The following is a 25971-nucleotide window of genomic DNA, read 5'->3' as shown; positions in this document are numbered from 1 at the left end:
GGTTCTCATTAGTGACGTTTCCATCGTCGTTGAACACGGCTTTTCATTCCTGTATCGAAACGCCAGATATGATCGAAGATACGCATGATTGCTGGTTTTCCATACTGCGACATAGCCAGCGCATGAAAACGATGATGATGCTGGACCTGCTGTTGTTTGACCCGTTTTTGAACCTCATCCGGTAATCGCTGGGCGATAAAGTCAGAAATGATCACCGCGTCTGCATCCTGCCATTCCGGCGTGGCCAGCTTGTCCAGTGTTGCAGTCAGGCAGGCACTGAGATCGGTGCCGCCTCTGAAATGCTGCCCCAAAAAGCGCATTGCCTGTTCCAGCCCGCTGGCCGAGGTCAGCTCATAATGAATCACTTCGCTGGCAAATAACATAATGTAGCAACGGCGATTATCCGCCAGTGCAATCCGCAGTAATGCCAGGCAAAAGGCTTTCGAGCACTGTTCGTTAAATCCACCCATTGAACCTGAGGTATCCACGCAAACCACAAATGGACCGCGCGGTTGTGGTTCCTGCTGTTGATAAACTACCGGCCGCATGACGACTTTCTCGCGCCAGACATCGCCCTGCAGCTGATAGGTCATCAGGCGCTTTTCCAGCAAGCGGCGATAAAACTCGACTTCAAGTTCCGGGATACCCAGCGTTGCCAATTCAGTTGGCAGCAGGCGCAAAATATCATCGCTTTGATGAATACCGTTGACCTCTTCCGGCACCGTCGCAGGTTCTCTGACCATCAGACGATGCGGTTCCAGACTGGCCTCTTCATGCGGATTGGCTTTGGCGGTCTGACTGCGGCCCAGCTGTTCGGCCAGATGCTGCAATTCAGGTTGCTGCTGGAGAAAAGTACCGTAGCGGATTAACGATTGGTAATCGCCACGCTGACGCCTTCCTTTACTCATGTCCCACAACCGACCGGCGGCGGCATCATTTTCCGCTAATAAAGGAGAGAGTTCACCGCTTAGCTCAAGCCGCTGTTCTAGCTCGTTTTGCAGTTGTTCTTGTTCCTGCTCTAGCAGCTGATGATGCAGGGTGACGGTTTGAAAGGTGATGTTCAGCCGCCAGCGCTGCATAAACAGGCCATGGAAGCTGTCATTAATCAGTGATTTACTCTGCGTAGATATATTTTCGCGCAGCGAGCGAGCCTCGGTCGCAAACGGAGAATTGAGCTGGGTCAGTTGATCAACAGTATCTTCAAGCTCACTGGTAAAGAGCGAGGTACTGCTCTGCTGGCAGTGCTGATAAAGATAGAACTCTTTTGCCAGTTCGGATGGAACCGGCGTATCGTGGATCCGCTGCTTTAACCTGAAGCGCCACTCGGGGACGTCTTTAGTTAGCGCCCGTCTAAGTCTTGGGAATTTCTCAAAGAAAGCCTGTAACTGCGGAGCAGCCAAAAGCGCGACGATCAACTCGTCGATCAGTTCGGCTTCCTTTATAGCCAGCATCACATCCAGTGTTTCGAGGCTAAACATTTAGTTTTTACCGAACAACTGTTGTTGCTGGAGAAGCTGTTCATTTACGCGGATCAGGCTGGCTTCAATTTTAGTGGTCCATTCAACCGGCACAAACAGGCACGGATGATGCTGATTAAACTGCTGACGCTGCTGGATTAACGATTCGCCGATAGTGGCCAGCGTGGTTTTCATCTCTTCTGGCACGCTAATATGTTCGCTGCCGGGCATGGTTAGATAGCTCGGCTGGCGGCTGATGTCGAAAATCACCAGTTGGAGTTTGTCATCGACTTCAACATCAATCACCTGAGCAAAACCGATGCCGTTGAGTTTGCCTTTAAGCTGCCCACCTTTATTTAACCAGTCGGCCATATGTTCACGTTCCACCAGCACGTGAGTTACCTGAATGTCGTGCAAATGCAAAGGCTGCTGTAAAAGCAGGGTCAGAACTGAAGAAGACAGCGAATCAGGCAGCTGGTATTGCGGTTTGCGGCTGAACATTCCTGATTTTTTACTGACTTTTATGGCCTGACGAGTACTTTGCTGCTGCTGATAATGATTCCACTGCTGGTTGAGTTGCTGAATCTTTAAACTTAAGGTTTGCTGCAGGTAAGCTTGTTCAGTAATGCTCTGTTCTATCTGTGTTTGTAACAAATGATAAGAGCTCATGTCATGCCACAGGCAGTCTTTCAGTAGTATCAAGTCGACTGGCGACACCGATTGGCGTCCGCTGAAAAAAGCACAGGCCTGAAGCAATCTCAGGGCTTTCTTCCATCGACGGTCGGAAACGTAAGGCGCATTATCCAGCGCAGCAAGACGCTGACGCAGCTGAAAAATCAGTTCGAAGCAGTGTTCAGTCAGATTGACTTTTTCAATCTCATGCTGCCATTGTTGATACTCTTCATCGGTGATACTGAGGTTTTCGGCCACCGGATGGGTGTTCTCTGAATGGCGGCTGGTAAGCAGCGAGCGGAAGTTTTGTTTATCCTGTACACGGTCGAGCCACAGGCGAATTAGCATACGGTCATAGAGGGCTTCCAAACCGCCATCGGCTTCGGGGAGTTCGTTGGAAGCACTGACCAGTAGGCGCATCGGGATCGCCGCTTCGCTATCGCCGTTGCGAAAACGCCGTTCATTGATGGCGGTCAGCAACGTATTAAGGATGGCCGGACCGGCTTTCCAGATTTCATCGAGAAAAACAATTTCGGCTTCAGGCAGATAACCTTGAGTCAGTCGCTGGTAGCGGCCGTGGTCTTTCAAGGCTTGAATGGAGAGTGGACCAAAAACTTCTTCCGGCGTGGAGAAGCGGGTCATCAGATATTCAAAAGCCCGGGCATCGCGGAAGGCGTATTTCAAACGCCGGGCGATCAGACTTTTGGCGATACCCGGTGGGCCAAGCAGGAACACACTTTCACCGCAGAGCGCGGCCAGCAGGCAGAGACGTATTGCTTCCTGCCGCTCATAGAGGCCATTTTCCAGCGCATTCGCCAGTCGGGTGATTCGTTCTGCCAAAACAGGTGATTGCGCCATAATGTATTTTAAACTGCCCCAAATAGTGACTTACGTGATGGAATAGTGGACTGCAAGGCGATAATAAACCATGATTTTTATTGGCGATATAGCTTGTTGATTCTTAGAATCTTTCCATTCGCTGAAATGTGATCCGATCGGATGAATTGTTTGCTTGTCTTTGTATTAAAGGGTAGGCAATCTTATTTATTCGTGCATACTGTGCGCCTTTTGGTGGGTTTAAAGGAACTGCCAACCCACATAGCTTACGGATTTTTGGGCCAAGATTTTTTTTAGCCAAATACTCAAGTCAGCCAAATGACAAAGCATAAAAGAAACCAATTATGAGCACAGAACATAAACGGTCACTCCCAGCAGTAACCCTGGCCGCCATCGGTGTGGTTTATGGTGATATCGGTACTAGCCCCCTTTATACATTGCGAGAATGTTTTTCGGGCCACTACGGTTTTAATGTCGAACCCAGCGTTGTCTATGGTTTCCTCTCTCTGATTTTCTGGCTGTTGGTCATTGTGGTATCAGCCAAGTACCTGTCTTTCGTTTTACGTGCGGACAACGCCGGCGAAGGCGGGATATTAACGTTGATGTCACTGGCCGGCAGGAATACCTCGGCTAGAGCCACTGCTGTCCTGGTAATTCTTGGTCTGATAGGCGGTAGCTTCTTCTACGGCGAGGTGGTCATAACCCCTGCTATGTCGGTGCTATCCGCGATGGAAGGTCTCGAAATCGCTGCGCCCAATCTTGATTCATATATTGTCCCGCTCTCCATTTTCGTTCTGACTTTGCTGTTTTTCATTCAAAAGCACGGTACGGGGCTGGTGGGCAAACTGTTTGCGCCGGTAATGCTGCTTTGGTTCCTGGTACTTGCGGTGTTAGGGATTAACAGCATTATTCATAATCCTGAAGTGCTGCGCGCCATTAACCCGATGTGGGCATTTAGCTTCTTCATCGAGCATAAAGGTTTTGCCTTCCTGGCACTTGGCGCCGTAGTGCTGTCGATTACCGGGGTTGAAGCGCTGTATGCGGATATGGGCCACTTTGGTAAACTGCCTATTCGCCTAGCCTGGTTCAGCATCGTGCTGCCTTCTCTGATCCTGAACTATTTTGGTCAGGGCGCGCTGTTGCTGAAAAATCCTGAAGCCATCAAAAACCCGTTTTTCCTGCTGGCTCCGGATTGGGCTTTGATACCGATGCTGATTCTGGCAACGCTTGCGACCATCATTGCTTCTCAGGCGGTTATTTCCGGCGTGTTCTCCTTGACCCGTCAGGCTGTGCGTCTGGGTTATCTGCCTCCCATGCGCATCATCCATACCTCCGAGATGGAAGCTGGTCAGATTTATGTGCCGGTGATTAACTGGTTGCTCTATTTCGCGGTAGTGATTGTTATTCTCGGCTTCGAGCATTCAAGTAATCTGGCTGCGGCCTATGGTATCGCCGTAACCGGCACCATGGTGCTGACCACGATTTTGTCTTGTACCGTGGCCTACAAGAATTGGCATTGGAAAGGTTTTATCGTTGCCGTGCTGGCTGCGGTGCTGCTATTCATTGATGTGCCACTGTTTGCCGCCAATGCGACCAAAATCCTCTCTGGCGGTTGGTTGCCGCTGGTGCTGGCGCTGATGATGTTTATCGTCATGACAACCTGGAAGAGCGAGCGTTTCCGCCTTATGCGTCGTATGCATGAGCACGGTAACTCCCTTGAGGCGATGATTGCCTCGCTGGAGAAATCACCGCCGGTCCGCGTGCCGGGCACTGCGGTGTATATGTCTCGTGCCATCAACGTCATTCCTTTTGCGCTGCTACACAACCTCAAGCACAACAAGGTGTTGCACGAACGTGTGGTGTTGCTGACTCTGCGTACCGAAGATGCGCCGTTTGTGCATAACGTTCGTCGTGTCACGATTGAGCAGATGTCACCTACCTTTTGGCGTGTAGTGGCGAGCTACGGTTTTAAAGAAACGCCAAACGTGGAAGAAGTCTTCCACCGCTGCGGATTGGAAGGCCTATCATGCCGAATGATGGAAACTTCGTTCTTTATGTCGCATGAATCGCTGATTCTGACCAAACGTCCCTGGTATCTTTATTTCCGCGGCAAGCTGTTTATCGCCCTGAGCCGCAATGCCCTGCGCGCACCTGACCAATTTGAGATCCCGCCGAACCGCGTGATTGAGCTTGGTACCCAGGTCGAGATATAGGTTTTTTGGTCGTAAACATTAAACGCCGCTAGGTTAAAACCTGCGGCGTTTTTCGTTTGGTCTTTGGCTCTTCGATTAATCCGCCCGCCTGTTCTCCGATTCTCGTTTTATTCCACTTAAGTGTTTACCTGTTGTTTATCGTTCAGCGAAACGTTTCGACGGCGATCACAAATTCATCTTCTGCTCGTTGCCAGCGGCGACTTATTTCCTAGAATCACTGCAAGCGAAACGTTTCGCTGTTGGAGCCGATAATGAAGAAAGCCATGTTATTGAATGCCGAAGTCTCACAGCTGATTGCCAGTTTGGGTCATACCGATCGAATCGTGATTGCCGATGCCGGTTTGCCTGTTCCTGCCAGCACCCAGCGTATCGACCTCGCCCTAACCCACGGCGTGCCGAGTTTTTTACAGGTTTTTGCGGTGGTCACCGATGAGATGCAGGTTGAGCATGCCGTTCTTGCCGAAGAGATAAAACAGCATAACCCAGAGCTCCATGAAACGCTGATCGGTCAGTTGAAACAGCTTGAGCAACACCAGGGAAACACCATTACGTTGGAATATGTTAGCCATCAGGCTTTCAAACAACAGACTCAAACTACGCGTGCCGTCATCCGCAGCGGAGAGTGTTCGGCTTATGCCAACATTATTCTGTGTGCTGGCGTTACGTTCTGAGGCCCATATGCAACCTTTACTGCAACTCTCAGGGATTGATAAAGCCTTTCCCAGCGTGAAAGCGCTGTCGGGTGCCGCGCTGAGCGTGTATCCAGGAAAAGTCATGGCGCTGGTGGGGGAAAACGGCGCGGGCAAGTCAACCATGATGAAAGTGCTCACCGGGATCTATCAAAAAGATGCCGGTTCGCTGCATTTTCTCGGTAAGGAAGCCAGTTTTACCGGTCCCAAGGATTCTCAGGAAGCGGGGATCGGCATTATCCATCAGGAACTTAACCTGATCCCTGAACTAACCATCGCCGAGAACATCTTTCTCGGCCGTGAGTTTGTTAACGGCTTCGGGCGCATCCAGTGGAAAAAAATGTATGCCGAGGCTGACAAGCTGCTGGCCCGTTTGAATCTGCGTTACAGCAGTCACCGGCTGGTGGGCGATTTGTCGATCGGCGATCAGCAGATGGTCGAGATTGCCAAAGTGCTGAGCTTCCAATCACAGGTCATTATCATGGATGAGCCTACCGATGCGCTCACCGATACTGAAACTGCCTCTTTATTTAGCGTTATCAACGAGCTCAAAGCCGCGGGTTGTGGCGTGGTGTATATCTCGCACCGTCTGAAAGAAATTTTCGAAATCTGCGACGACGTCACCGTGTTTCGCGACGGGCAGTTTATTGCCGAGCGCCCGGTCAGCGAGCTGCAGGAAGATACGCTGATAGAAATGATGGTTGGCCGCCGTCTTGAGGAACAGTATCCGCGCATTAATCACGAACGCGGATTGTTGCGGCTCTCGGTTGATGATGTCTCAGGACCGGGCGTTAAAGACGTTAGCTTTAAACTTTACGGTGGCGAGATCCTTGGCGTTTCCGGACTGATGGGGGCCGGACGCACCGAGTTGATGAAGATCCTTTACGGCGCACGCAAGAAAACCGGCGGATCTATCACGCTGGACGGCAAAGAGATTAACCCTCGTACGCCGCAGGATGGATTGGCCAACGGCATCGTTTATATCTCTGAAGATCGCAAACGTGACGGTCTGGTATTGGGGATGTCGGTTAAGGAAAACATGTCGCTGACCGCGCTGCGTTATTTCAGTCGCCTGGGTGGCGGTTTGAAGCACGGTGAAGAGCAACAGACGGTGGGCGATTTTATTCGCCTGTTCAATATTAAAACCCCGTCAATGATGCAGCCGATTGGCCTGCTTTCTGGCGGTAATCAGCAGAAAGTGGCGATCGCTCGCGGATTGATGACACGTCCGAAAGTGCTGATCCTCGATGAGCCGACGCGCGGTGTCGATGTCGGGGCAAAAAAAGAGATCTACCAGTTAATTAATCAATTCAAGCGCGAAGGTCTGAGCATCATTCTGGTGTCCTCGGAAATGCCGGAGGTGATCGGCATGAGCGACCGCATTCTGGTGATGCATGAAGGCCACTTAAGCGGTGAATTCCCTATAGAACAGGCGACGCAAGAAGCATTAATGGCTGCCGCTGTTGGCAAGCGATACGGCGTGAAGCAGGAGTAAGCAACGATGAGTTCTCAAATTTTACCGGCTAATAAAAAACGCTGGATCAGTAAAGAATGGTTGTTAGAGCAGAAATCCCTGATTGCGCTGCTGGTGCTGATTGCGGTGGTCTCTTCAATGAGCCCGAACTTCTTCACAGTTAATAACTTATTTAACATTCTGCAGCAGACCTCAGTCAACGCCATCATGGCAGTGGGTATGACGCTGGTGATACTGACTTCTGGTATTGACCTTTCCGTCGGCTCGCTGCTGGCGTTGACTGGTGCGGTGGCCGCGTCTGTTGTCGGCCATGAATCCAGCGCGTCATTGGCCGTAGTTGCTTCTCTGGCATTGGGCGCGGCGGTGGGCGGTATCACTGGCGCGATTGTCGCTAAAGGCAAGGTGCAGGCATTTATCGCTACGCTGGTGATGATGCTGTTACTGCGCGGTGTCACTATGGTTTATACCAACGGTAGCCCTATTAGCACCGGCTTCAACGACGTGGCCGATACTTTTGGCTGGTTCGGTATTGGTCGCCCGTTGGGCGTTCCAACGCCGGTATGGCTGATGGCGGTAGTGTTTATCGCTGCCTGGTACATGCTACATCACACCCGTTTGGGTCGTTATATCTACGCGTTGGGTGGCAATGAAGCCGCGACCCGTCTTTCCGGCATTAGTGTCGATAAAGTCAAAATCATCGTTTACTCACTGTGTGGACTGCTGGCTGCGCTTGCCGGGATCATCGAAGTTGCCCGTCTCTCCTCGGCACAGCCAACCGCCGGGACCGGCTATGAGCTAGATGCTATCGCCGCAGTGGTTCTGGGCGGCACCAGCCTGTCTGGTGGCAAGGGCCGGATTATCGGCACGCTGATTGGCGCGCTAATCCTCGGCTTCCTTAATAACGGTCTGAATTTGTTGGGCGTGTCTTCTTATTTCCAGATGATTGTTAAAGCAGTTGTGATTCTGCTGGCAGTCCTGGTCGATAACAAAAGCAATAAATAACCTCCCCTACAGGAATGATTAACATGACGATGTCTATGAAGAAAGTTGCATTATGGGTTTCTGCTGCGGCGTTGACCGCCTCATTCAGTGCCAACGTGCTGGCGAAAGACACCATTGCGCTGGTGGTATCGACGCTAAACAATCCGTTTTTTGTTTCCATGAAAGAAGGCGCACAGCAGGAAGCCGATAAGCTGGGCTACAACCTGGTGGTGCTGGATTCGCAGAACAACCCGGCCAAGGAATTGGCTAACGTTCAGGATCTGACTGTGCGCGGCACCAAAGTACTGCTGATTAACCCAACTGACTCTGACGCGGTAGGCAACGCGGTGGCGATGGCTAATCAGGCCAAGATCCCGGTGATTACTCTGGACCGTCAGGCGTCAAAAGGTCAGGTGATCAGTCATGTCGCTTCTGACAACAAAGTCGGAGGTAAAATGGCGGGTGACTACATCGCCAAGAAACTGGGTGATAATGCCAGAGTTATCGAGCTTGAAGGTATTGCGGGCACCTCAGTGGCCCGTGAACGCGGTGCCGGTTTTAAAGAAGCGGTAGACGCGCATCATTTTAAAGTGCTGGCCAGTCAACCGGCAGATTTCGACCGTACTAAAGGTCTTAACGTGATGCAGAACCTGCTCACCGCGCATCCAGATGTACAGGCAGTATTTGCCCAGAATGATGAAATGGCGCTGGGTGCGTTGCGAGCCTTGCAGACTGAGGGTAAAACCGACGTGCTGGTGGTGGGCTTCGATGGCACTGAAGATGGCCTTAAAGCCGTAAAAGGTGGAAAACTGGGGGCTACTGTTGCTCAACGTCCCGATCAAATTGGTATCATTGGCGTTGAGACCGCAGATAAAGTGCTGAAAGGCCAGGCTGTACCGGCGATTAACCCGGTTGCGCTGAATCTGGTTACCCAACCTTAATGAATACGGCGCCACTTTCATCGGTGGCGCATTAAAAGCAGGAATGAAGGCAATGGATAAAGGTAAGCTGGTGGTTCTGGGCAGCATTAACGCTGACCACGTGCTGAATGTCAGGCAATTTCCGCAGCCTGGCGAAACGGTGATGGGCTCACAGTATAATGTCGCCTTCGGCGGTAAAGGGGCTAATCAGGCAGTTGCAGCTGGAAGAAGCGGTGCCGATATTTCATTTATTGCCTGTGTAGGAAGTGACGAAATCGGCGAGCAGGTTCGCAATCAGCTGGCCAGCGACAATATCGATACCCGCCCAATCGAAGCAATTAAAGATACCACCACAGGTGTTGCACTGATTTTCGTTAATGCCGAGGGCGAAAACGTCATTGGCATTGATGCTGGAGCAAATAAGTCTCTGACTCCAGAGTACCTGCAACGTTATCAGCAGCATATCGTCGATGCCTCTGCTTTATTGATGCAGCTTGAATCACCGTTGGAGTCGGTGATCGCCGCGGCACGTATTGCCCACGAGAATAATACTCAGGTTATTTTGAATCCGGCTCCGGCCTGTGAATTGCCCGATGAACTGCTTTCGTTGGTGGATATGATCACTCCAAACGAAACCGAAGCAGAAAAGCTGACTGGCGTGAAAGTTTCTACCGCCGATGATGCCGCGCGTGCGGCAAAAATGTTGCACGATAAAGGCATTGCGACGGTAATCATCACGTTAGGCAGCAAAGGCGTCTGGCTGAGCCAGCAGGGTGAAGGCCGCAGCGTTCCCGGTTTCAAGGTTAAAGCCGTGGATACCATTGCCGCTGGCGATACCTTTAACGGCGCGCTAATTACCGGGCTGCTCGAAGGTAAGCCGATGGACCAGGCGGTGCGTTTTGCTCACGCAGCGGCGGCGATTGCCGTGACTCGAGCCGGTGCTCAGCCTTCGGTGCCGTGGCGCAATGAGATTGACGATTTTCTTGCGCGTCAGGAGTCTTAGTTGCCAACCATGAAAGATGTCGCCCGTCTTGCGGGCGTCTCCACTTCGACCGTCTCCCATGTGATTAACAATAATCGCTTCGTGAGTGAGGCTATCCGCGAAAAAGTTAACGCCGCCATTGGTCAGCTTAATTACGCACCTTCCGCGTTGGCTCGCAGCCTTAAGCTTAATCAGACTCGCACCATCGGCATGTTAATTACCTCCAGCAGTAACCCTTTTTACTCGGAAGTGGTGCAAGGCGTTGAAAGAAGCTGTTATGAGCGCGGCTATAGTTTGATTTTATGCAACACCGACGGCGACGAAGAGCGGATGAATCGTTGTATTGAAACGCTGATGCAAAAGCGCGTCGATGGGCTGATCATGATGTTTACGGAAAATCACTGCCCTTCGCAGGAAACACTGAGCCGCTATCCGACGGTACCGGTAGTGATGATGGACTGGGCGCCGTTTGCCGGGGTGAATGACATTATTCAGGAGAACGCGTTTATCGGCGGCAAAATGGCCACTGACTATCTGATTGCTCAGGGATATCAACATATTGCCTGTATTACCGGTCCATTGGATAAGACGACGTCTCAACAGCGGCTCGACGGTTATCGTCAGGCCATAAGGGATGCGGGTCTTGTTTCTCGTTCGGATTTTGAAGTGACGGGAGATTTCGAATTTGCGGGCGGATTAGCGGCGATGCAGAAACTGCTGGCGCTGCCTCAGCCGCCGGATGCGGTATTTGCCGGTAACGATGCGATGGCTGTTGGCGTTTATCAGGCTGTTTATCAGCAAGGTTTGCGTGTGCCGCAAGATGTTGCGGTGATGGGCTACGATGATATTCAGCTGGCGCAATACATGACGCCGCCTTTAACGACGATTCACCAGCCGAAAGATGAGCTTGGCGAGCTGGCCATCGATACGTTGCTGCATCGCCTGAAAGACCCCGAAGCCGAAGCGCAGGTTCTGGTATTAACTCCGGAGCTGGTGGTTCGTGGGTCAGTCGGCAAAAAAGGGTAATCTCTTCTATATATACACTTTATATATAGAAGAAAGATTTACGCGGGGTCACGCAGCAAGGTTACGCAGGCTTCTAATGCCTCATTGGCATCACTCGCCAGAATAGCATCGACGATGCGCTGGTGATGTTCGAGCTTAATCACTTTATTGTCGGTGATTGCTCGAAAGTAACTTTGATAGACCGAGCTAAACAAATTGGCGAAAGAGGTGAGGAACGGATTTTTCCCCGCCTCATAGATAAGCTGATGAAATTGGGCATCAACGTTTATCCATCGTTCACGATCGAAGTTTTCATGCAGCTCGCGCATTTCCGACATATATAGAGAGAGTTGTTGTTTCTGCTGCGGGGTTGCCTGCACGGCGGCCAATGAACAGGCTTGCGGTTCCAACGCCTTGCGTAACAGAACGAAGTGCGACATTACCTGATCGAAATTCTCGCGGGTCATCCACCAGGTCAGGAGTTCCTGGTCGAGGAAGTTCCAGTTACTTTGCGGCATCACTCGCGTACCAATTCTTGGTCTAGGTAAAAGCATGCCTTTTGCGGTTAATGTTTTAACTGCTTCACGTACCGCAGTTCGACTTACGCCAAATAACTCACCTAATTCAATCTCGCCCGGCAAGATACTTCCCTCTATATACTCGCCAGACAATACGCGCTGGGCGATATTCTCTGCTAATTGATAGGAAAGGTTGCGTTGAGCAGCCTGTTGTTGGGCGTTAAGCGACATGAGTTGCATCCTATGCGAGTTAATTTCTCGTTATTCATTCCAGTTTACTCCACTAAAAGCGAAGTAAAGGGGGTAATTATGGCTAAAAACGGTGTTTTATTGGGCGTTCATAGCGTATTTGTAGAAAAAAGAAACGGTTAGAAAGTTTTTTTAAATAAACGCTTGCGGCTCCTCAGAAACTCCCTATAATGCCGCTCCATCGACAGGGAACAACGCAGCAGCAACGCGGTGTGAACAAGTCGGAAAGCATTGAAAATGATGATGACCGCGAAAATAAACGGTTGACATCAAAAGAGGAAAGCGTAGAATACGCCACCTCGAGTTAGCAAGCGAAAGCGCGTAACTCACTGCTCTTTAACAATTTATCAGACAATCTGTGTGGGCACTCACAAGACGATATCAGCCACTTCGGTGGCAACAGAATATCAAAGGCAGCAATGCCAAGTCTTAGAGTGACCAAGCAGTAATTCATTTTTGAATTATTACGAAAGTAAACTTTGAGCACCGCTTAACTTGTTTAAGCAAATCGAACTTTTAATTGAAGAGTTTGATCATGGCTCAGATTGAACGCTGGCGGCAGGCCTAACACATGCAAGTCGAGCGGTAGCACGGGAGAGCTTGCTCTCTGGGTGACGAGCGGCGGACGGGTGAGTAATGTCTGGGAAACTGCCTGATGGAGGGGGATAACTACTGGAAACGGTAGCTAATACCGCATGATGTCGCAAGACCAAAGTGGGGGACCTTCGGGCCTCACGCCATCGGATGTGCCCAGATGGGATTAGCTAGTAGGTGGGGTAATGGCTCACCTAGGCGACGATCCCTAGCTGGTCTGAGAGGATGACCAGCCACACTGGAACTGAGACACGGTCCAGACTCCTACGGGAGGCAGCAGTGGGGAATATTGCACAATGGGCGCAAGCCTGATGCAGCCATGCCGCGTGTGTGAAGAAGGCCTTAGGGTTGTAAAGCACTTTCAGCGAGGAGGAAGGCGTTGTTGTTAATAGCAGCAGCGATTGACGTTACTCGCAGAAGAAGCACCGGCTAACTCCGTGCCAGCAGCCGCGGTAATACGGAGGGTGCAAGCGTTAATCGGAATTACTGGGCGTAAAGCGCACGCAGGCGGTTTGTTAAGTCAGATGTGAAATCCCCGAGCTTAACTTGGGAACTGCATTTGAAACTGGCAAGCTAGAGTCTTGTAGAGGGGGGTAGAATTCCAGGTGTAGCGGTGAAATGCGTAGAGATCTGGAGGAATACCGGTGGCGAAGGCGGCCCCCTGGACAAAGACTGACGCTCAGGTGCGAAAGCGTGGGGAGCAAACAGGATTAGATACCCTGGTAGTCCACGCTGTAAACGATGTCGACTTGGAGGTTGTGCCCTTGAGGCGTGGCTTCCGGAGCTAACGCGTTAAGTCGACCGCCTGGGGAGTACGGCCGCAAGGTTAAAACTCAAATGAATTGACGGGGGCCCGCACAAGCGGTGGAGCATGTGGTTTAATTCGATGCAACGCGAAGAACCTTACCTACTCTTGACATCCACGGAATTTGCTAGAGATAGCTTAGTGCCTTCGGGAACCGTGAGACAGGTGCTGCATGGCTGTCGTCAGCTCGTGTTGTGAAATGTTGGGTTAAGTCCCGCAACGAGCGCAACCCTTATCCTTTGTTGCCAGCGAGTAATGTCGGGAACTCAAAGGAGACTGCCGGTGATAAACCGGAGGAAGGTGGGGATGACGTCAAGTCATCATGGCCCTTACGAGTAGGGCTACACACGTGCTACAATGGCGTATACAAAGAGAAGCGAACTCGCGAGAGCAAGCGGACCTCATAAAGTACGTCGTAGTCCGGATTGGAGTCTGCAACTCGACTCCATGAAGTCGGAATCGCTAGTAATCGTAGATCAGAATGCTACGGTGAATACGTTCCCGGGCCTTGTACACACCGCCCGTCACACCATGGGAGTGGGTTGCAAAAGAAGTAGGTAGCTTAACCTTCGGGAGGGCGCTTACCACTTTGTGATTCATGACTGGGGTGAAGTCGTAACAAGGTAACCGTAGGGGAACCTGCGGTTGGATCACCTCCTTACCTAAAGATACGCATTGTGCAGTGTCCACACAGATTGTCTGATGAAATTAACGAGCAAGAGCACCTGTTGATGCAGTGGGGGAAACCCTGCGCTGATACGAAAACGTGTCGAGTCAGTGATTCGAGACGGCATTTTCGTGTCCCCATCGTCTAGAGGCCTAGGACACTGCCCTTTCACGGCTGTAACAGGGGTTCGAATCCCCTTGGGGACGCCATCCGATAATGTGTGAAAGACATTATCACTCTGCACCTTCACGGGTCAGAAACTATCGTAAAGATGACTTTATTGAGTCGTGTTTACGATATTGCTCTTTAACAATCTGGAACAAGCTGAAAAATTGAAATGATACAGCTGAACATAACTCTCCGTAGAAGTTTTGAGTTATGCGCACCTGTATTAGAGTCTCTCAAATAATCACGGCTACGAACGGCGTCACTCTTTATGAGTTTAAAAGACACCTTCGGGTTGTGAGGTTAAGCGACTAAGCGTACACGGTGGATGCCTAGGCAGTCAGAGGCGATGAAGGGCGTGCTAATCTGCGAAAAGCGTCGGTAAGGTGATATGAACCGTTATACCCGACGATACCCGAATGGGGAAACCCAATGTGATACGTCACATTATCGCATGGTGAATACATAGCCATGCGAGGCGAACCGGGGGAACTGAAACATCTAAGTACCCCGAGGAAAAGAAATCAACCGAGATTCCCCCAGTAGCGGCGAGCGAACGGGGAACAGCCCAGAACCTGAATCAGTTTGTGTGTTAGTGGAAGCGTCTGGAAGGTCGCACGGTACAGGGTGATAGTCCCGTACACAAAAATGCACAAATTGTGAGTTCGATGAGTAGGGCGGGACACGTGACATCCTGTCTGAATATGGGGGGACCATCCTCCAAGGCTAAATACTCCTGACTGACCGATAGTGAACCAGTACCGTGAGGGAAAGGCGAAAAGAACCCCGGCGAGGGGAGTGAAATAGAACCTGAAACCGTGTACGTACAAGCAGTGGGAGCCTACTTTGTTGGGTGACTGCGTACCTTTTGTATAATGGGTCAGCGACTTATATTTTGTAGCAAGGTTAACCGTATAGGGGAGCCGTAGGGAAACCGAGTCTTAACTGGGCGTCAAGTTGCAAGGTATAGACCCGAAACCCGGTGATCTAGCCATGGGCAGGTTGAAGGTTGGGTAACACTAACTGGAGGACCGAACCGACTAATGTTGAAAAATTAGCGGATGACTTGTGGCTGGGGGTGAAAGGCCAATCAAACCGGGAGATAGCTGGTTCTCCCCGAAAGCTATTTAGGTAGCGCCTCGTGAACTCATCTTCGGGGGTAGAGCACTGTTTCGACTAGGGGGCCATCCCGGCTTACCAACTCGATGCAAACTCCGAATACCGAAGAATGTTATCACGGGAGACACACGGCGGGTGCTAACGTCCGTCGTGAAGAGGGAAACAACCCAGACCGCCAGCTAAGGTCCCAAAGTCATGGTTAAGTGGGAAACGATGTGGGAAGGCATAGACAGCCAGGATGTTGGCTTAGAAGCAGCCATCATTTAAAGAAAGCGTAATAGCTCACTGGTCGAGTCGGCCTGCGCGGAAGATGTAACGGGGCTAAACCATGCACCGAAGCTGCGGCAGCGACGCTTAGGCGTTGTTGGGTAGGGGAGCGTTCTGTAAGCCGTTGAAGGTGGTCTGTGAGGGCTGCTGGAGGTATCAGAAGTGCGAATGCTGACATAAGTAACGATAATGCGGGTGAAAAACCCGCACGCCGGAAGACCAAGGGTTCCTGTCCAACGTTAATCGGGGCAGGGTGAGTCGACCCCTAAGGCGAGGCCGAAAGGCGTAGTCGATGGGAAACAGGTTAATATTCCTGTACTCGGTGTTACTGCGAAGGGGGGACGGAGAGGGCTAGGCTAGCCGGGCGACGGTTGTCCCGGTTTAAGCGTGTAGGGGGTGTGACTTGGTAAATCCGGTTACATATCAACCCTGAGGCGTGATGACGAGCCACTACGGTGGTGAAGTAGTTGATGCCGCACTTCCAGGAAAAGCCTCTAAGCATCAGGTAACATTGAATCGTACCCCAAACCGACACAGGTGGTCAGGTAGAGAATACTCAGGCGCTTGAGAGAACTCGGGTGAAGGAACTAGGCAAAATGGTGCCGTAACTTCGGGAGAAGGCACGCTGTCGCTAGGTGGAGGAACTTGCTTCCCGAGCCGAAGACAGTCGAAGATACCAGCTGGCTGCAACTGTTTAATAAAAACACAGCACTGTGCAAACACGAAAGTGGACGTATACGGTGTGACGCCTGCCCGGTGCCGGAAGGTTAATTGATGGGGTTATCCGCAAGGAGAAGCTCTTGATCGAAGCCCCGGTAAACGGCGGCCGTAACTATAACGGTCCTAAGGTAGCGAAATTCCTTGTCGGGTAAGTTCCGACCTGCACGAATGGCGTAATGATGGCCAGGCTGTCTCCACCCGAGACTCAGTGAAATTGAACTCGCTGTGAAGATGCAGTGTACCCGCGGCAAGACGGAAAGACCCCGTGAACCTTTACTATAGCTTGACACTGAACATTGAGCCTTGATGTGTAGGATAGGTGGGAGGCTTTGAAGCGTGGACGCCAGTCTGCGTGGAGCCAACCTTGAAATACCACCCTTTAATGTTTGATGTTCTAACTCGGCCCCGTGATCCGGGGTGAGGACAGTGTCTGGTGGGTAGTTTGACTGGGGCGGTCTCCTCCTAAAGAGTAACGGAGGAGCACGAAGGTTAGCTAATCACGGTCGGACATCGTGAGGTTAGTGCAATGGCATAAGCTAGCTTGACTGCGAGAGTGACGGCTCGAGCAGGTACGAAAGTAGGTCATAGTGATCCGGTGGTTCTGAATGGAAGGGCCATCGCTCAACGGATAAAAGGTACTCCGGGGATAACAGGCTGATACCGCCCAAGAGTTCATATCGACGGCGGTGTTTGGCACCTCGATGTCGGCTCATCACATCCTGGGGCTGAAGTAGGTCCCAAGGGTACGGCTGTTCGCCGTTTAAAGTGGTACGCGAGCTGGGTTTAGAACGTCGTGAGACAGTTCGGTCCCTATCTGCCGTGGGCGTTGGAAGATTGAGAGGGGCTGCTCCTAGTACGAGAGGACCGGAGTGGACGCATCACTGGTGTTCGGGTTGTCATGCCAATGGCATTGCCCGGTAGCTAAATGCGGAAAAGATAAGCGCTGAAAGCATCTAAGCGCGAAACTTGCCTCAAGATGAGTCTTCCCTGGGACTTCGAGTCCCCTGAAGGGACGTTTAAGACTAAGACGTTGATAGGCTGGGTGTGTAAGTGCAGCGATGCATTGAGCTAACCAGTACTAATGACCCGAGAGGCTTAACCTTACAACACCGAAGGTGTTTTAGAGAGACGAGACGAAAGTTTCAATGAAAATCAGCTTGTTCAAAGATTGATTCTGATGGCTGCCCTGAATAATGGGGAAAGCGGTTGGAATGAAACAGAATTTGCCTGGCGGCAGTAGCGCGGTGGTCCCACCTGACCCCATGCCGAACTCAGAAGTGAAACGCCGTAGCGCCGATGGTAGTGTGGGGTCTCCCCATGCGAGAGTAGGGAACTGCCAGGCATCAAATTAAGTACGAAACCTCAGCGCAAGCTGGGGTTTTTTGCTGTCGATGATTTAAGAAAAAAGCGCGAGGGCGGGTCAAGGGCCGGTCAGGAACGCAAAAAAAGAGGGCCCCTGTCTGACGACAGGGGCCCTTTTGCTGTTGCGGAGGGCACAAACTCCGGTCAGCGGCTTCCCGCGGGGTGATAAAAGGCGCTGCGAGCACGAGATGAGGTAGAAAAAAGCGCTGAAAACAGTCGCGTCAGCCGTTATCGCTAAGCAAGCGGGTCGCTATGGAGGCTATTTCACCTAGAGAACAGAGGATTAGAAGCTAGCTTGATGACCGATCACTCAACCAGTTAACGATAAACTCGCCTATTTCGGCAATATTATTAAGATCCAACAGCGGCAAAGACCATTTGAAAAAAGTATCAGTGGCGATAGCAATGACAAAATCGTCTAAGATATCGTCTATTTCTCTGCCGCTTGCTGTTCTGAATAACGCGATTTTAGCTATCTTCTCACGCTTAAAGCCCTCAACCAGAATTAGATCCAATGTTGAATCATCGAATCTGCTGGCTAAATAGTGCAAATCTAACTCTTCAGCCTCTGGTGTTTCCGTCATTAGCGCCCATCGATTACTGCTTGCCACCATAGTTTGATCGGCGCCGGCTTTTCTCAGCTCATAGCTGTCTTTTCCAGGCGTGTCGATATCTACAGAGTGATGACTGTGTTTAATCAAACCTACACGAATCTGGCGATCGCGCAGATAAGGAATCAACTGCTTTAGCAGAGTGGTTTTCCCACTGCCGCTGTGTGCTACGATCCCCAATATTGGCGTCGTCATGGTGTTTTCCCTAAAGCACTTTGCCACTGAGCAAGGTCCTCGGGCGTATTCAGATTGGCAAAGTCTGCAGGATTAGCAAATATCGCCTTACTAGCTCTGCACTGGGTCAGGAAAAGCATCACTTTTCTCTCACCTTGTTCAAGATATTCCCGAAGGCTGGGTATTAGGCTTTTGTTAAGCAAACATACTGCAGGATGTGCGCGGTCTGTATCGCAGGCGTAGACCGCTTGGGCCTGATCTCTGGCTTGCCACAACCGCGCGACCAAATCATCAGGCAAACTTGGCTCGTCGCAGGGAACACATACGACCCATTCAGTTTCACTGGAGACTAGCGCAGAAAGCATCCCCGCTAACGGACCGGCAAAGCCGGGAATAAGGTCACCGATCACCGGATAATGCTCAGCGTATTGTTGCTGATTCTGGTTACTGTTCACCAAGATAGTACTGACCTGCGGGGCTAACCGCCGGGCAATGTGAACAAACAGTGGCAAGCCATCAGAATTCAGCAATCCCTTATCCTGCCCCATTCTTGAAGAGCGCCCTCCCGCAAGGATGACCCCTGTTATTGCATCCGCAATCATGTTATTTGACCTTAATTTGCATGACTTTATTATAGTGTGAAGGTTTAAGGGATAAAGCGGAAGCAAGACTGATGAAAGTTGTTCTAGATCATGCTCAGTTTTATTTCCCTGAGCCACTGCTGTTCAGCAACAAATAACCCTGTTAGCTTGAAGGATACTTCATAACTTCGAGACTTTACTATGGAAGATCATCGGGTCAATGAGCTGATAGAACTGTTGCATCCAGCCTGGAAACAGCAGCCTGATTTAAGCTTGTTACAGTTTCTCAACCAACTGGCTGGGGAGTGTGGGTTTAAGGATAAACTCGAAAATCTAAGTGATGACGCCTTGATTTATCAGCTTAAAATGCGAGACAGTGCCAGTACGGATGAAATTCCCGGTTTAAAAAAAGACTATGAAGAGGATTTTAAAACCGCGCTTTTGCGAGCCAGGGGCGTTATTAACGATTGATGTAAACTTATGTGAACTTCATGCGTCAGGCCAAAAATTGATGGTACTATTTCAGACTATCGTTTTGCTTTCTGGCCAATCTGAATGAAGTTATGAATAATTCTGCTTTTAATTTTCAGGCACTGTCTCCAGACCTTATCCTTGATGCGCTGGAAAGTGTTGGCTTGATTGCTGAGTCAGGGTTAACTGCGCTCAATAGCTACGAAAATCGGGTGTATCAGTTCCTTGATGAAAATCGCCAGCGTTACGTCGTTAAGTTTTATCGCCCTGAGCGTTGGAGCGCCGAGCAAATAGAAGAAGAACATCGTTTCTCCTTCGATCTCTCTGCTGCTGAAATCCCCGCAGTGGCTCCCGTTTCTATTATGGGGAATACCTTGCATCACCATCAGGGATATATGTTTACCGTTTTCCCAAGCATCGGTGGCAGGCAGTACGAAATTGATAATCTGGATCAGATGGAATGGGTTGGCCGTTTTCTTGGCAGGATCCATCAGGTCGGCAGTGAAAACTTGTTTACTCATCGTCCTACGATAGATCTATTAGAATATCTTACTGAACCAAGATCGGTACTGGCCAATAGTAAATTAATTCCTGCCAAACAACGCAGCACATTTATATCTGTTCTAGATGATTTAATCGTCACTATTACAGAATATTGGCACCACGATTGGCAACCGCGTCGTTTACACGGTGATTGTCACCCAGGAAATATTCTTTGGCGCGATGGTCCTATATTTGTTGATTTAGACGATGCGCGAAATGGTCCTGCTGTTCAGGATTTATGGATGTTATTGCATGGCGATCGTTCTGAGCAACTCATTCAATTAGATATTTTACTTGAGGCTTATGGCGAGTTTGCGGATTTTGACAGCCGCGAACTGGCGCTTATTGAGCCTCTGCGCGCGATGCGTATGGTCTATTATTTGGCCTGGGTAACACGCCGCTGGCAGGATCCCGCTTTCCCTAATAGCTTCCCCTGGATGAAGGATGAAGATTTTTGGCTGGGACAGGCAGCGGCATTTAAAGAGCAAATTAATAAACTGAGGGCACCTCCTTTACAGTTGATGCCAATGTACTGAGAAATAAATAAGCTTTATATAATTATTTAAACGGAGATGGATGAGTTATGAAGAACCTTTTTTCTGCCAGAAAGATAATGTTAGCCGTGTTTGGCATGGTGTTGGCGTTCAGCGCTTCTGCTGCCCAATTCTCTGACGGCACCCAGTACACGACATTAGACAAGCCGCTGGCAAATGAACCGCAGGTTGTAGAGTTTTTCTCTTTCTACTGCCCACACTGCTACGAGTTTGAACGCGTCTGGCATGTTTCCGATAACGTGCGTAAAAACCTGCCACAGGGTGTAAAATATGTGAAGTATCACGTCGAATTCCTGGGTCCATTAGGCAAGCAGTTAACTCAGGCGTGGGCTGTTGCCATGGCGCTGGGTATTGAAGATAAAATTAGCCCACTGATGTTTGATGCTGTTCAGAAATCTCAGACAGTAAAAACTGAAGCTGATATTCGTGACGTATTTATTAAAGCCGGCGTTAGCGGTCAAGACTACGATGCTGCAATGAATAGCTTCGTGGTTAAATCGTTAGTTGTTCAAGAAGAGAAGGCCGCCGCTGACTTTGGCCTGCAAGGTGTGCCATCTGTTTTCGTTAATGGCAAATATCAGGTTAAAAATGACGGACTTGATACCAGCTCAATGGACGCTTACGTAAAACAATTCTCAGACGTAGTTAATTTCCTGACTACCCAGAAATAAGATTCGAGTAGGTCGTTAATGAAACGTCAGTGTGATGCTGGCGTTTTTTTTTGCCTCAGATCTAAACAGCTATAAAACGTTCCGGCTATTAACATTGTCAATTACCTATTACTGCAATTGGTTTGGCTGCGTTTTAAGCTTTGTAATTTTACTTTTCCACAATTCATTTAGATTAAATTTTTACTGCTGTTAATTTGATAACGCATGATAAAAATCCTAAATAATGAGTAAGCATTCTAATTATATCCACAACGATGATTAAATTAACATGACAGCTCGATTGCAGTTAACACACCTATAACTTGATGATTAAACATCGTATATCGATCTGTTCTGCTATATGCAACTCAAATTCACGATCTGGCTGTAAAACTATTCACAAACTTATCCACAGGGACGATCCTGCGAGAAACCTCGCAGGATCAACATCAAATTCCCTTTCGAGGTTCGACTTTACCCTCAGCTATGGCATGCTTAGGGGATGACATGCCACGAATAAAGATGAGTTATGGCCAAGATAGCTGAAAACCCCCTGATCCTGGTAGACGGATCGTCTTACCTTTACCGCGCTTACCACGCATTCCCACCGCTGACCAACGCAGCAGGGGAGCCGACAGGCGCAATGTACGGCGTGCTGAACATGCTGCGTAGCCTGCTATTGCAGTATCAGCCAAGCCACGTCGCTGTGGTATTTGATGCCAAAGGGAAAACCTTCCGCGACGAACTGTTTACCGAGTATAAATCCCATCGCCCTCCGATGCCTGATGACCTGCGCGCGCAAATTGAGCCGTTGCATCAGATGGTAAAGTCTATGGGGTTGCCGTTGCTGGTAGTGCCTGGCGTTGAGGCCGATGACGTGATCGGCACATTGGCGCTTGAAGCGGAAAAAGCGGGCCACTCTGTACTTATCAGCACCGGTGATAAAGACATGGCGCAGCTAGTCACGCCGGGTGTGACGTTAATTAACACCATGAACAACTCGATTCTTGGTCCTGACGAAGTCGTGACTAAATACGGCGTACCGCCTGAATTGATCATTGATTTTCTTGCACTAATGGGTGACTCCTCGGACAACATTCCTGGCGTGCCGGGTGTGGGTGAAAAAACTGCTCAGGCCTTGCTGCAGGGCATCGGCGGATTAGACGCGCTTTACGGCGATCTTGACAAGATTGCAACGCTGAGTTTCCGTGGAGCCAAAACCATGGGCGTAAAATTAGCTGAAAATAAAGAGGTGGCTTACCTCTCCTATAAACTGGCTACGATCAAGACCGACGTTGAGCTGGATATCACCTGCGCAGAGCTGACTGTCAGTGAGCCAGACGATAGCGACCTGAAAACGATGTTTGAGCGTTACGAGTTTAAACGCTGGCTGGCCGACGTGGATCAGGGTGGCTGGTTAAACGGTAAGAAAGGTACTCCTGCGGTTAGCAAGAAAGGGGCAACGTCTAAGGCCGAAACCATTACGCAAACCGCCGTAGAGCGCGCTCAGCTCTCTCAGGACGGTTATGTGACTATCCTCGACCAGGCTACGTTTGATGAATGGAAGGTCTTACTCGAAAATGCCGAGGTGTTTGCCTTTGACACCGAGACAGATGGCCTGGACACGCTAACTGCTAATTTGATTGGTTTGTCGTTTGCAGTCGAGCCTGGCAAAGCCGCGTATCTACCGGTTGCCCACGATTATCTCGACTCACCGACGCAGCTTGATCGCAATGAGGTGATCAAACAGCTTAAACCGCTGCTGGAAAACCCTAAAAAAGCTAAAGTCGGGCAGAACCTCAAGTTTGATCGCGGCGTGCTGCTGAAGTATGACATCGACCTTAAAGGTATCGACTTCGATACTATGGTTGAGTCCTATGTACTCGACAGCGTGTCGGGGCGCCACGACATGGATAGCATGGCCGACAGGCTGCTGGGCCACAAAACCGTGACCTTCGAAGAGATTGCAGGTAAAGGTAAAAATCAGCTGACCTTTAACCAGATTGCGCTGGAGCAAGCGGGGCCGTATGCCGCAGAAGATGCCGACGTAACTTTACAGCTGCATCAGGCAATGTGGCCAAAAATTGCCAAAGAGCCGGGACTGAAGACAGTATTTACCGATATCGATATGCCGTTGGTTGCCGTGCTTTCGCACATTGAGCGCACCGGCGTGTTAATCGATCAGAACATTTTGGCCGCGCACTCTAAAGAGCTGACCATTCGTTTGAATGAGCTTGAGACACAGGCCCACGAGCTGGCAGAAGAGCCCTTTAATCTATCTTCAACCAAGCAGCTACAGGCAATTCTGTATGAAAAACAGAAACTGCCGATCCTCAAGAAAACGCCGGGTGGCGCACCTTCAACCAACGAAGAAGTGTTGGCCGAGCTGGCGCTGGATTATCCGTTGCCAAAAGTCATTCTTGAATATCGCGGTTTGGCCAAGCTGAAATCGACCTATACCGATAAGCTGCCGCTGATGATAAGCGCGGTCGATGGACGGGTGCATACTTCGTACCATCAGGCGGTAACGGCGACCGGCCGCCTGTCTTCCAGTGATCCTAACCTGCAAAACATTCCGGTGCGAAATGATGAAGGGCGTCGTATTCGTCAGGCATTTATTGCTCCTGAAGATTATTGCATCGTTGCAGCCGACTATTCACAAATCGAACTGCGTATCATGGCGCATCTGTCGAAAGATGCAGGCCTGTTGAAAGCCTTCTCCGAGGGGCAGGATATCCACCGCGCAACGGCATCCGAAGTGTTTAGCACCGCTCTTGAAAAAGTATCCAATGAGCAGCGTCGTAGCGCCAAAGCGATTAACTTTGGTTTGATCTACGGTATGAGCGCCTTTGGATTGTCGCGTCAGCTAAATATTCCGCGTAAAGAGTCTCAGCGTTATATGGACTTGTACTTTGAGCGATACCCTGGCGTGCTCGAATATATGGAGCGTACGCGTTTACAGGCTTCCGAGCAGGGGTATGTTGAAACGTTGGATGGCCGTCGTCTGTATCTGCCAGATATTAAATCCAGCAACGCCATGCGTCGTAAGGGAGCTGAGCGTGCGGCGATCAACGCACCAATGCAGGGAACCGCTGCCGATATCATCAAACGTGCCATGATCAAGGTTGCAGGCTGGTTAGAACAGGCCGATGCACCGCGTGCCCGCATTATTATGCAGGTACACGATGAACTGGTCTTTGAGGTGCATAAAGATGACGTCGAGCAGGCAACTGAAACGATTCGTCAATTAATGGAAGAAGCGATGACATTAGAAGTTCCATTAAAAGTAGATGTGGGAGTGGGCAAAAATTGGGATCAAGCTCACTAAGTGACGATAAAATAAGCTGATTTTGTAATTAAGCAACATCATTCGCGGGAAAAAGGATGAGGCTGATCGCATATCCCTCAACTTTTGTGTAAGTAAACTACAAAAAATACTTTTTCCCCGGAAAAAAATGAGGTAAAGTCTGAGTCGTAGGGTACAGAGGTAAGATGTTCTATCTTTCAGACCTTTTACTTCACGTAATCGGATTTGGCTGAATATTTTAGCCGCCCCAGGCATTTATGTCTGGGGCGTTTTTTATTGTATTTTTGGCAGAAAGTTACTGAAATTTGCTCTTTTTCTGAAACAAAAAAGGGCAGCCGAAGCTACCCTGTTTCATTGTGCAAAACTCGTGCTCAGCCAATGCCTTTAATAAAGTTCGAGGCAAATAGCGGCTGATGGCTTATTCCCCGGAGATAATATCTTCCAAGACTTCCGGTGGGATCTCGCTAAACCAGGTATTCAGTTTGGCTGTCAGTTTATCGACACCGATTTTCTTCAGTGAAGAAAAGGCTTCGACCTGAATATCGCCCATAAAGGACTCGACTTCATTGCGAACCATAGTGGTCTGCGCCTTACGCGCACCAGAAGCCAGTTTGTCGGCTTTGGTCAGCAACACCAGCACTGGTGTGCCAACGTCTACGGCCCACTGGATCATCTGTTGGTCGAGATCTTTTAGCGGGTGGCGGATATCCATCAACACTACCAGGCCCTTAAGACAGTTACGCATCTGCAGGTATTCACCCAGTGCGCGCTGCCATTTCCGCTTCATTTCTTCAGGAACCTGCGCATAGCCATAACCCGGTAAGTCGACCAGACGAATACCTTCTTCTACCTGAAAGAGGTTGATTAACTGGGTACGGCCCGGCGTCTTACTGGTACGGGCCAGGCTTTTTTGCCCGGTCAGCGTATTGAGCGCACTGGATTTTCCGGCGTTTGAACGACCAGCAAATGCGACCTCAATGCCCTCATCACTCGGTAGATGCCGGATATCAGGGGCACTGATGACGAAATGGGTCATATGATAGTTGTAAGTTTGGCTGGTCAAAACGTGTGTCTCCGTGGGGCTTCAGTAACTGGCTGGCGATTATAGCTGTAAGAGAGGCGAGATGTGGTTCTGTTTTACATAACGCATTCACTGCGGGCGTATATTGAGCCTTTAGCGCGTTAGGGTAAAGTTTTATTACTCGATGAACGAAAGCAGTAAAATAAGAGTATTATTGGCGCATAAGCACAGTAGTGTACAAAAAATCTTCCATGAAGATAAAGAAAAAGGTGCCAAGGTTAGCTTGCTGCCTTTTTTCTTTGCCCGCTTTCTGCTAGATTCCGCCGCAATTCTATACTAAATGAACACACCTAAGAGTACATG

At 50.0% G+C, this 25971-nt stretch carries 17 protein-coding genes, 1 tRNA gene and 3 rRNA genes; 15 read left to right on the top strand and 6 right to left on the bottom strand.

Translation table 11 applies throughout. The features are described from left to right. Window positions 1-8 precede the first annotated feature (8 nt). The gene (viaA, locus tag AB3G37_RS24095; RefSeq protein WP_369789290.1) at window positions 9-1478 is read right to left on the bottom strand and encodes an ATPase RavA stimulator ViaA; all 1470 of its coding nucleotides are present in this window, start codon (window positions 1476-1478) and stop codon (window positions 9-11) included. Further along, the gene (ravA, locus tag AB3G37_RS24090; protein ID WP_369789289.1) at window positions 1479-2987 is read right to left on the bottom strand and encodes an ATPase RavA; all 1509 of its coding nucleotides are present in this window, start codon (window positions 2985-2987) and stop codon (window positions 1479-1481) included. Between the two features lie 323 nt (window positions 2988-3310). Between ravA and kup the strand changes: the two genes are divergently transcribed. The 7 genes from kup (at window position 3311) to rbsR (ending at window position 11251) form a co-directional block, all read left to right on the top strand. Further along, window positions 3311-5179 (top strand): low affinity potassium transporter Kup, encoded by a 1869-nt coding sequence (gene kup / locus AB3G37_RS24085; protein ID WP_009637525.1) that lies wholly within the window; start codon window positions 3311-3313, stop codon window positions 5177-5179. A 251-nt stretch (window positions 5180-5430) separates the two neighbouring features. Then, the gene (gene rbsD, locus AB3G37_RS24080; RefSeq protein ID WP_009637526.1) at window positions 5431-5850 is read left to right on the top strand and encodes a D-ribose pyranase; all 420 of its coding nucleotides are present in this window, start codon (window positions 5431-5433) and stop codon (window positions 5848-5850) included. A 7-nt stretch (window positions 5851-5857) separates the two neighbouring features. Continuing rightward, entirely contained in the window at window positions 5858-7363 is a 1506-nt protein-coding gene (rbsA, locus tag AB3G37_RS24075; RefSeq protein WP_369791026.1) for a ribose ABC transporter ATP-binding protein RbsA, read from the top strand. A gap of 6 nt (window positions 7364-7369) precedes the next feature. Next, window positions 7370-8344, top strand: coding sequence for a ribose ABC transporter permease (rbsC, locus tag AB3G37_RS24070; protein WP_369789288.1), 975 nt, complete (start codon window positions 7370-7372; stop codon window positions 8342-8344). 29 nt (window positions 8345-8373) lie between these two features. Further along, window positions 8374-9264, top strand: coding sequence for a ribose ABC transporter substrate-binding protein RbsB (rbsB, locus tag AB3G37_RS24065; RefSeq protein ID WP_369791025.1), 891 nt, complete (start codon window positions 8374-8376; stop codon window positions 9262-9264). 52 nt (window positions 9265-9316) lie between these two features. Continuing rightward, window positions 9317-10246, top strand: a complete 930-nt coding sequence (gene rbsK, locus AB3G37_RS24060) for a ribokinase (protein WP_369789287.1) — start codon at window positions 9317-9319, stop codon at window positions 10244-10246. Then, the gene (gene rbsR / locus AB3G37_RS24055; RefSeq protein ID WP_009637531.1) at window positions 10247-11251 is read left to right on the top strand and encodes a ribose operon transcriptional repressor RbsR; all 1005 of its coding nucleotides are present in this window, start codon (window positions 10247-10249) and stop codon (window positions 11249-11251) included. 38 nt (window positions 11252-11289) lie between these two features. Here the strand turns inward: rbsR and AB3G37_RS24050 are convergent, their stop codons facing one another. After that, on the bottom strand, window positions 11290-11979 hold the full coding sequence (locus tag AB3G37_RS24050; RefSeq protein ID WP_009637532.1) for a FadR/GntR family transcriptional regulator: 690 nt from the start codon (window positions 11977-11979) through the stop codon (window positions 11290-11292). Window positions 11980-12514: 535 nt separating this feature from the next. On the opposite strand from AB3G37_RS24050, the gene AB3G37_RS24045 reads away from it, so the two are divergent. From AB3G37_RS24045 to rrf, 4 genes are all read left to right on the top strand, one after another. Beyond that, window positions 12515-14057 (top strand): 16S ribosomal RNA (locus AB3G37_RS24045). A 139-nt stretch (window positions 14058-14196) separates the two neighbouring features. Continuing rightward, window positions 14197-14272, top strand: a tRNA-Glu gene (locus tag AB3G37_RS24040). Between the two features lie 257 nt (window positions 14273-14529). Further along, window positions 14530-17437, top strand: a 23S ribosomal RNA gene (locus tag AB3G37_RS24035). Between the two features lie 123 nt (window positions 17438-17560). After that, window positions 17561-17676 (top strand): 5S ribosomal RNA (gene rrf, locus AB3G37_RS24030). Together the 16S, 23S and 5S rRNA genes with 1 tRNA gene alongside form the textbook arrangement of a ribosomal RNA operon. Window positions 17677-17986: 310 nt before the next feature. On the opposite strand, the gene mobB is transcribed toward rrf, so the two are convergent. Both mobB and mobA read right to left on the bottom strand, forming a co-directional pair. After that, window positions 17987-18502: a molybdopterin-guanine dinucleotide biosynthesis protein MobB gene (mobB, locus tag AB3G37_RS24025; protein ID WP_369789286.1), complete on the bottom strand. Its 516-nt coding sequence runs from the start codon at window positions 18500-18502 to the stop codon at window positions 17987-17989. After that, the gene (mobA, locus tag AB3G37_RS24020) at window positions 18499-19083 is read right to left on the bottom strand and encodes a molybdenum cofactor guanylyltransferase MobA (protein WP_009638763.1); all 585 of its coding nucleotides are present in this window, start codon (window positions 19081-19083) and stop codon (window positions 18499-18501) included. Before mobA ends, mobB begins: the two co-directional genes overlap by 4 nt. Window positions 19084-19263: 180 nt before the next feature. On the opposite strand from mobA, the gene AB3G37_RS24015 reads away from it, so the two are divergent. The 4 genes from AB3G37_RS24015 (at window position 19264) to polA (ending at window position 24608) form a co-directional block, all read left to right on the top strand. Beyond that, complete coding sequence (locus AB3G37_RS24015) at window positions 19264-19533, top strand: YihD family protein (RefSeq protein WP_369789285.1); 270 nt, start codon at window positions 19264-19266, stop codon at window positions 19531-19533. A 92-nt stretch (window positions 19534-19625) separates the two neighbouring features. Beyond that, window positions 19626-20612 (top strand): serine/threonine protein kinase, encoded by a 987-nt coding sequence (locus AB3G37_RS24010; protein ID WP_369789284.1) that lies wholly within the window; start codon window positions 19626-19628, stop codon window positions 20610-20612. A gap of 47 nt (window positions 20613-20659) precedes the next feature. Continuing rightward, window positions 20660-21301: a thiol:disulfide interchange protein DsbA gene (gene dsbA, locus AB3G37_RS24005; protein ID WP_009638760.1), complete on the top strand. Its 642-nt coding sequence runs from the start codon at window positions 20660-20662 to the stop codon at window positions 21299-21301. 508 nt (window positions 21302-21809) lie between these two features. Next, window positions 21810-24608, top strand: coding sequence for a DNA polymerase I (polA, locus tag AB3G37_RS24000; protein WP_369789283.1), 2799 nt, complete (start codon window positions 21810-21812; stop codon window positions 24606-24608). Between the two features lie 397 nt (window positions 24609-25005). Here polA and yihA read toward each other — a convergent pair whose 3' ends face one another. After that, complete coding sequence (gene yihA, locus AB3G37_RS23995; protein ID WP_009638758.1) at window positions 25006-25650, bottom strand: ribosome biogenesis GTP-binding protein YihA/YsxC; 645 nt, start codon at window positions 25648-25650, stop codon at window positions 25006-25008. Between the last annotated feature and the right edge of the window lie 321 nt (window positions 25651-25971).

The sequence above is a fragment of the Rouxiella sp. WC2420 genome, assembly GCF_041200025.1.
In the GTDB taxonomy this organism is placed as follows: domain Bacteria; phylum Pseudomonadota; class Gammaproteobacteria; order Enterobacterales; family Enterobacteriaceae; genus Rouxiella.
This window is presented reverse-complemented; position numbering and strand designations above follow the sequence as displayed.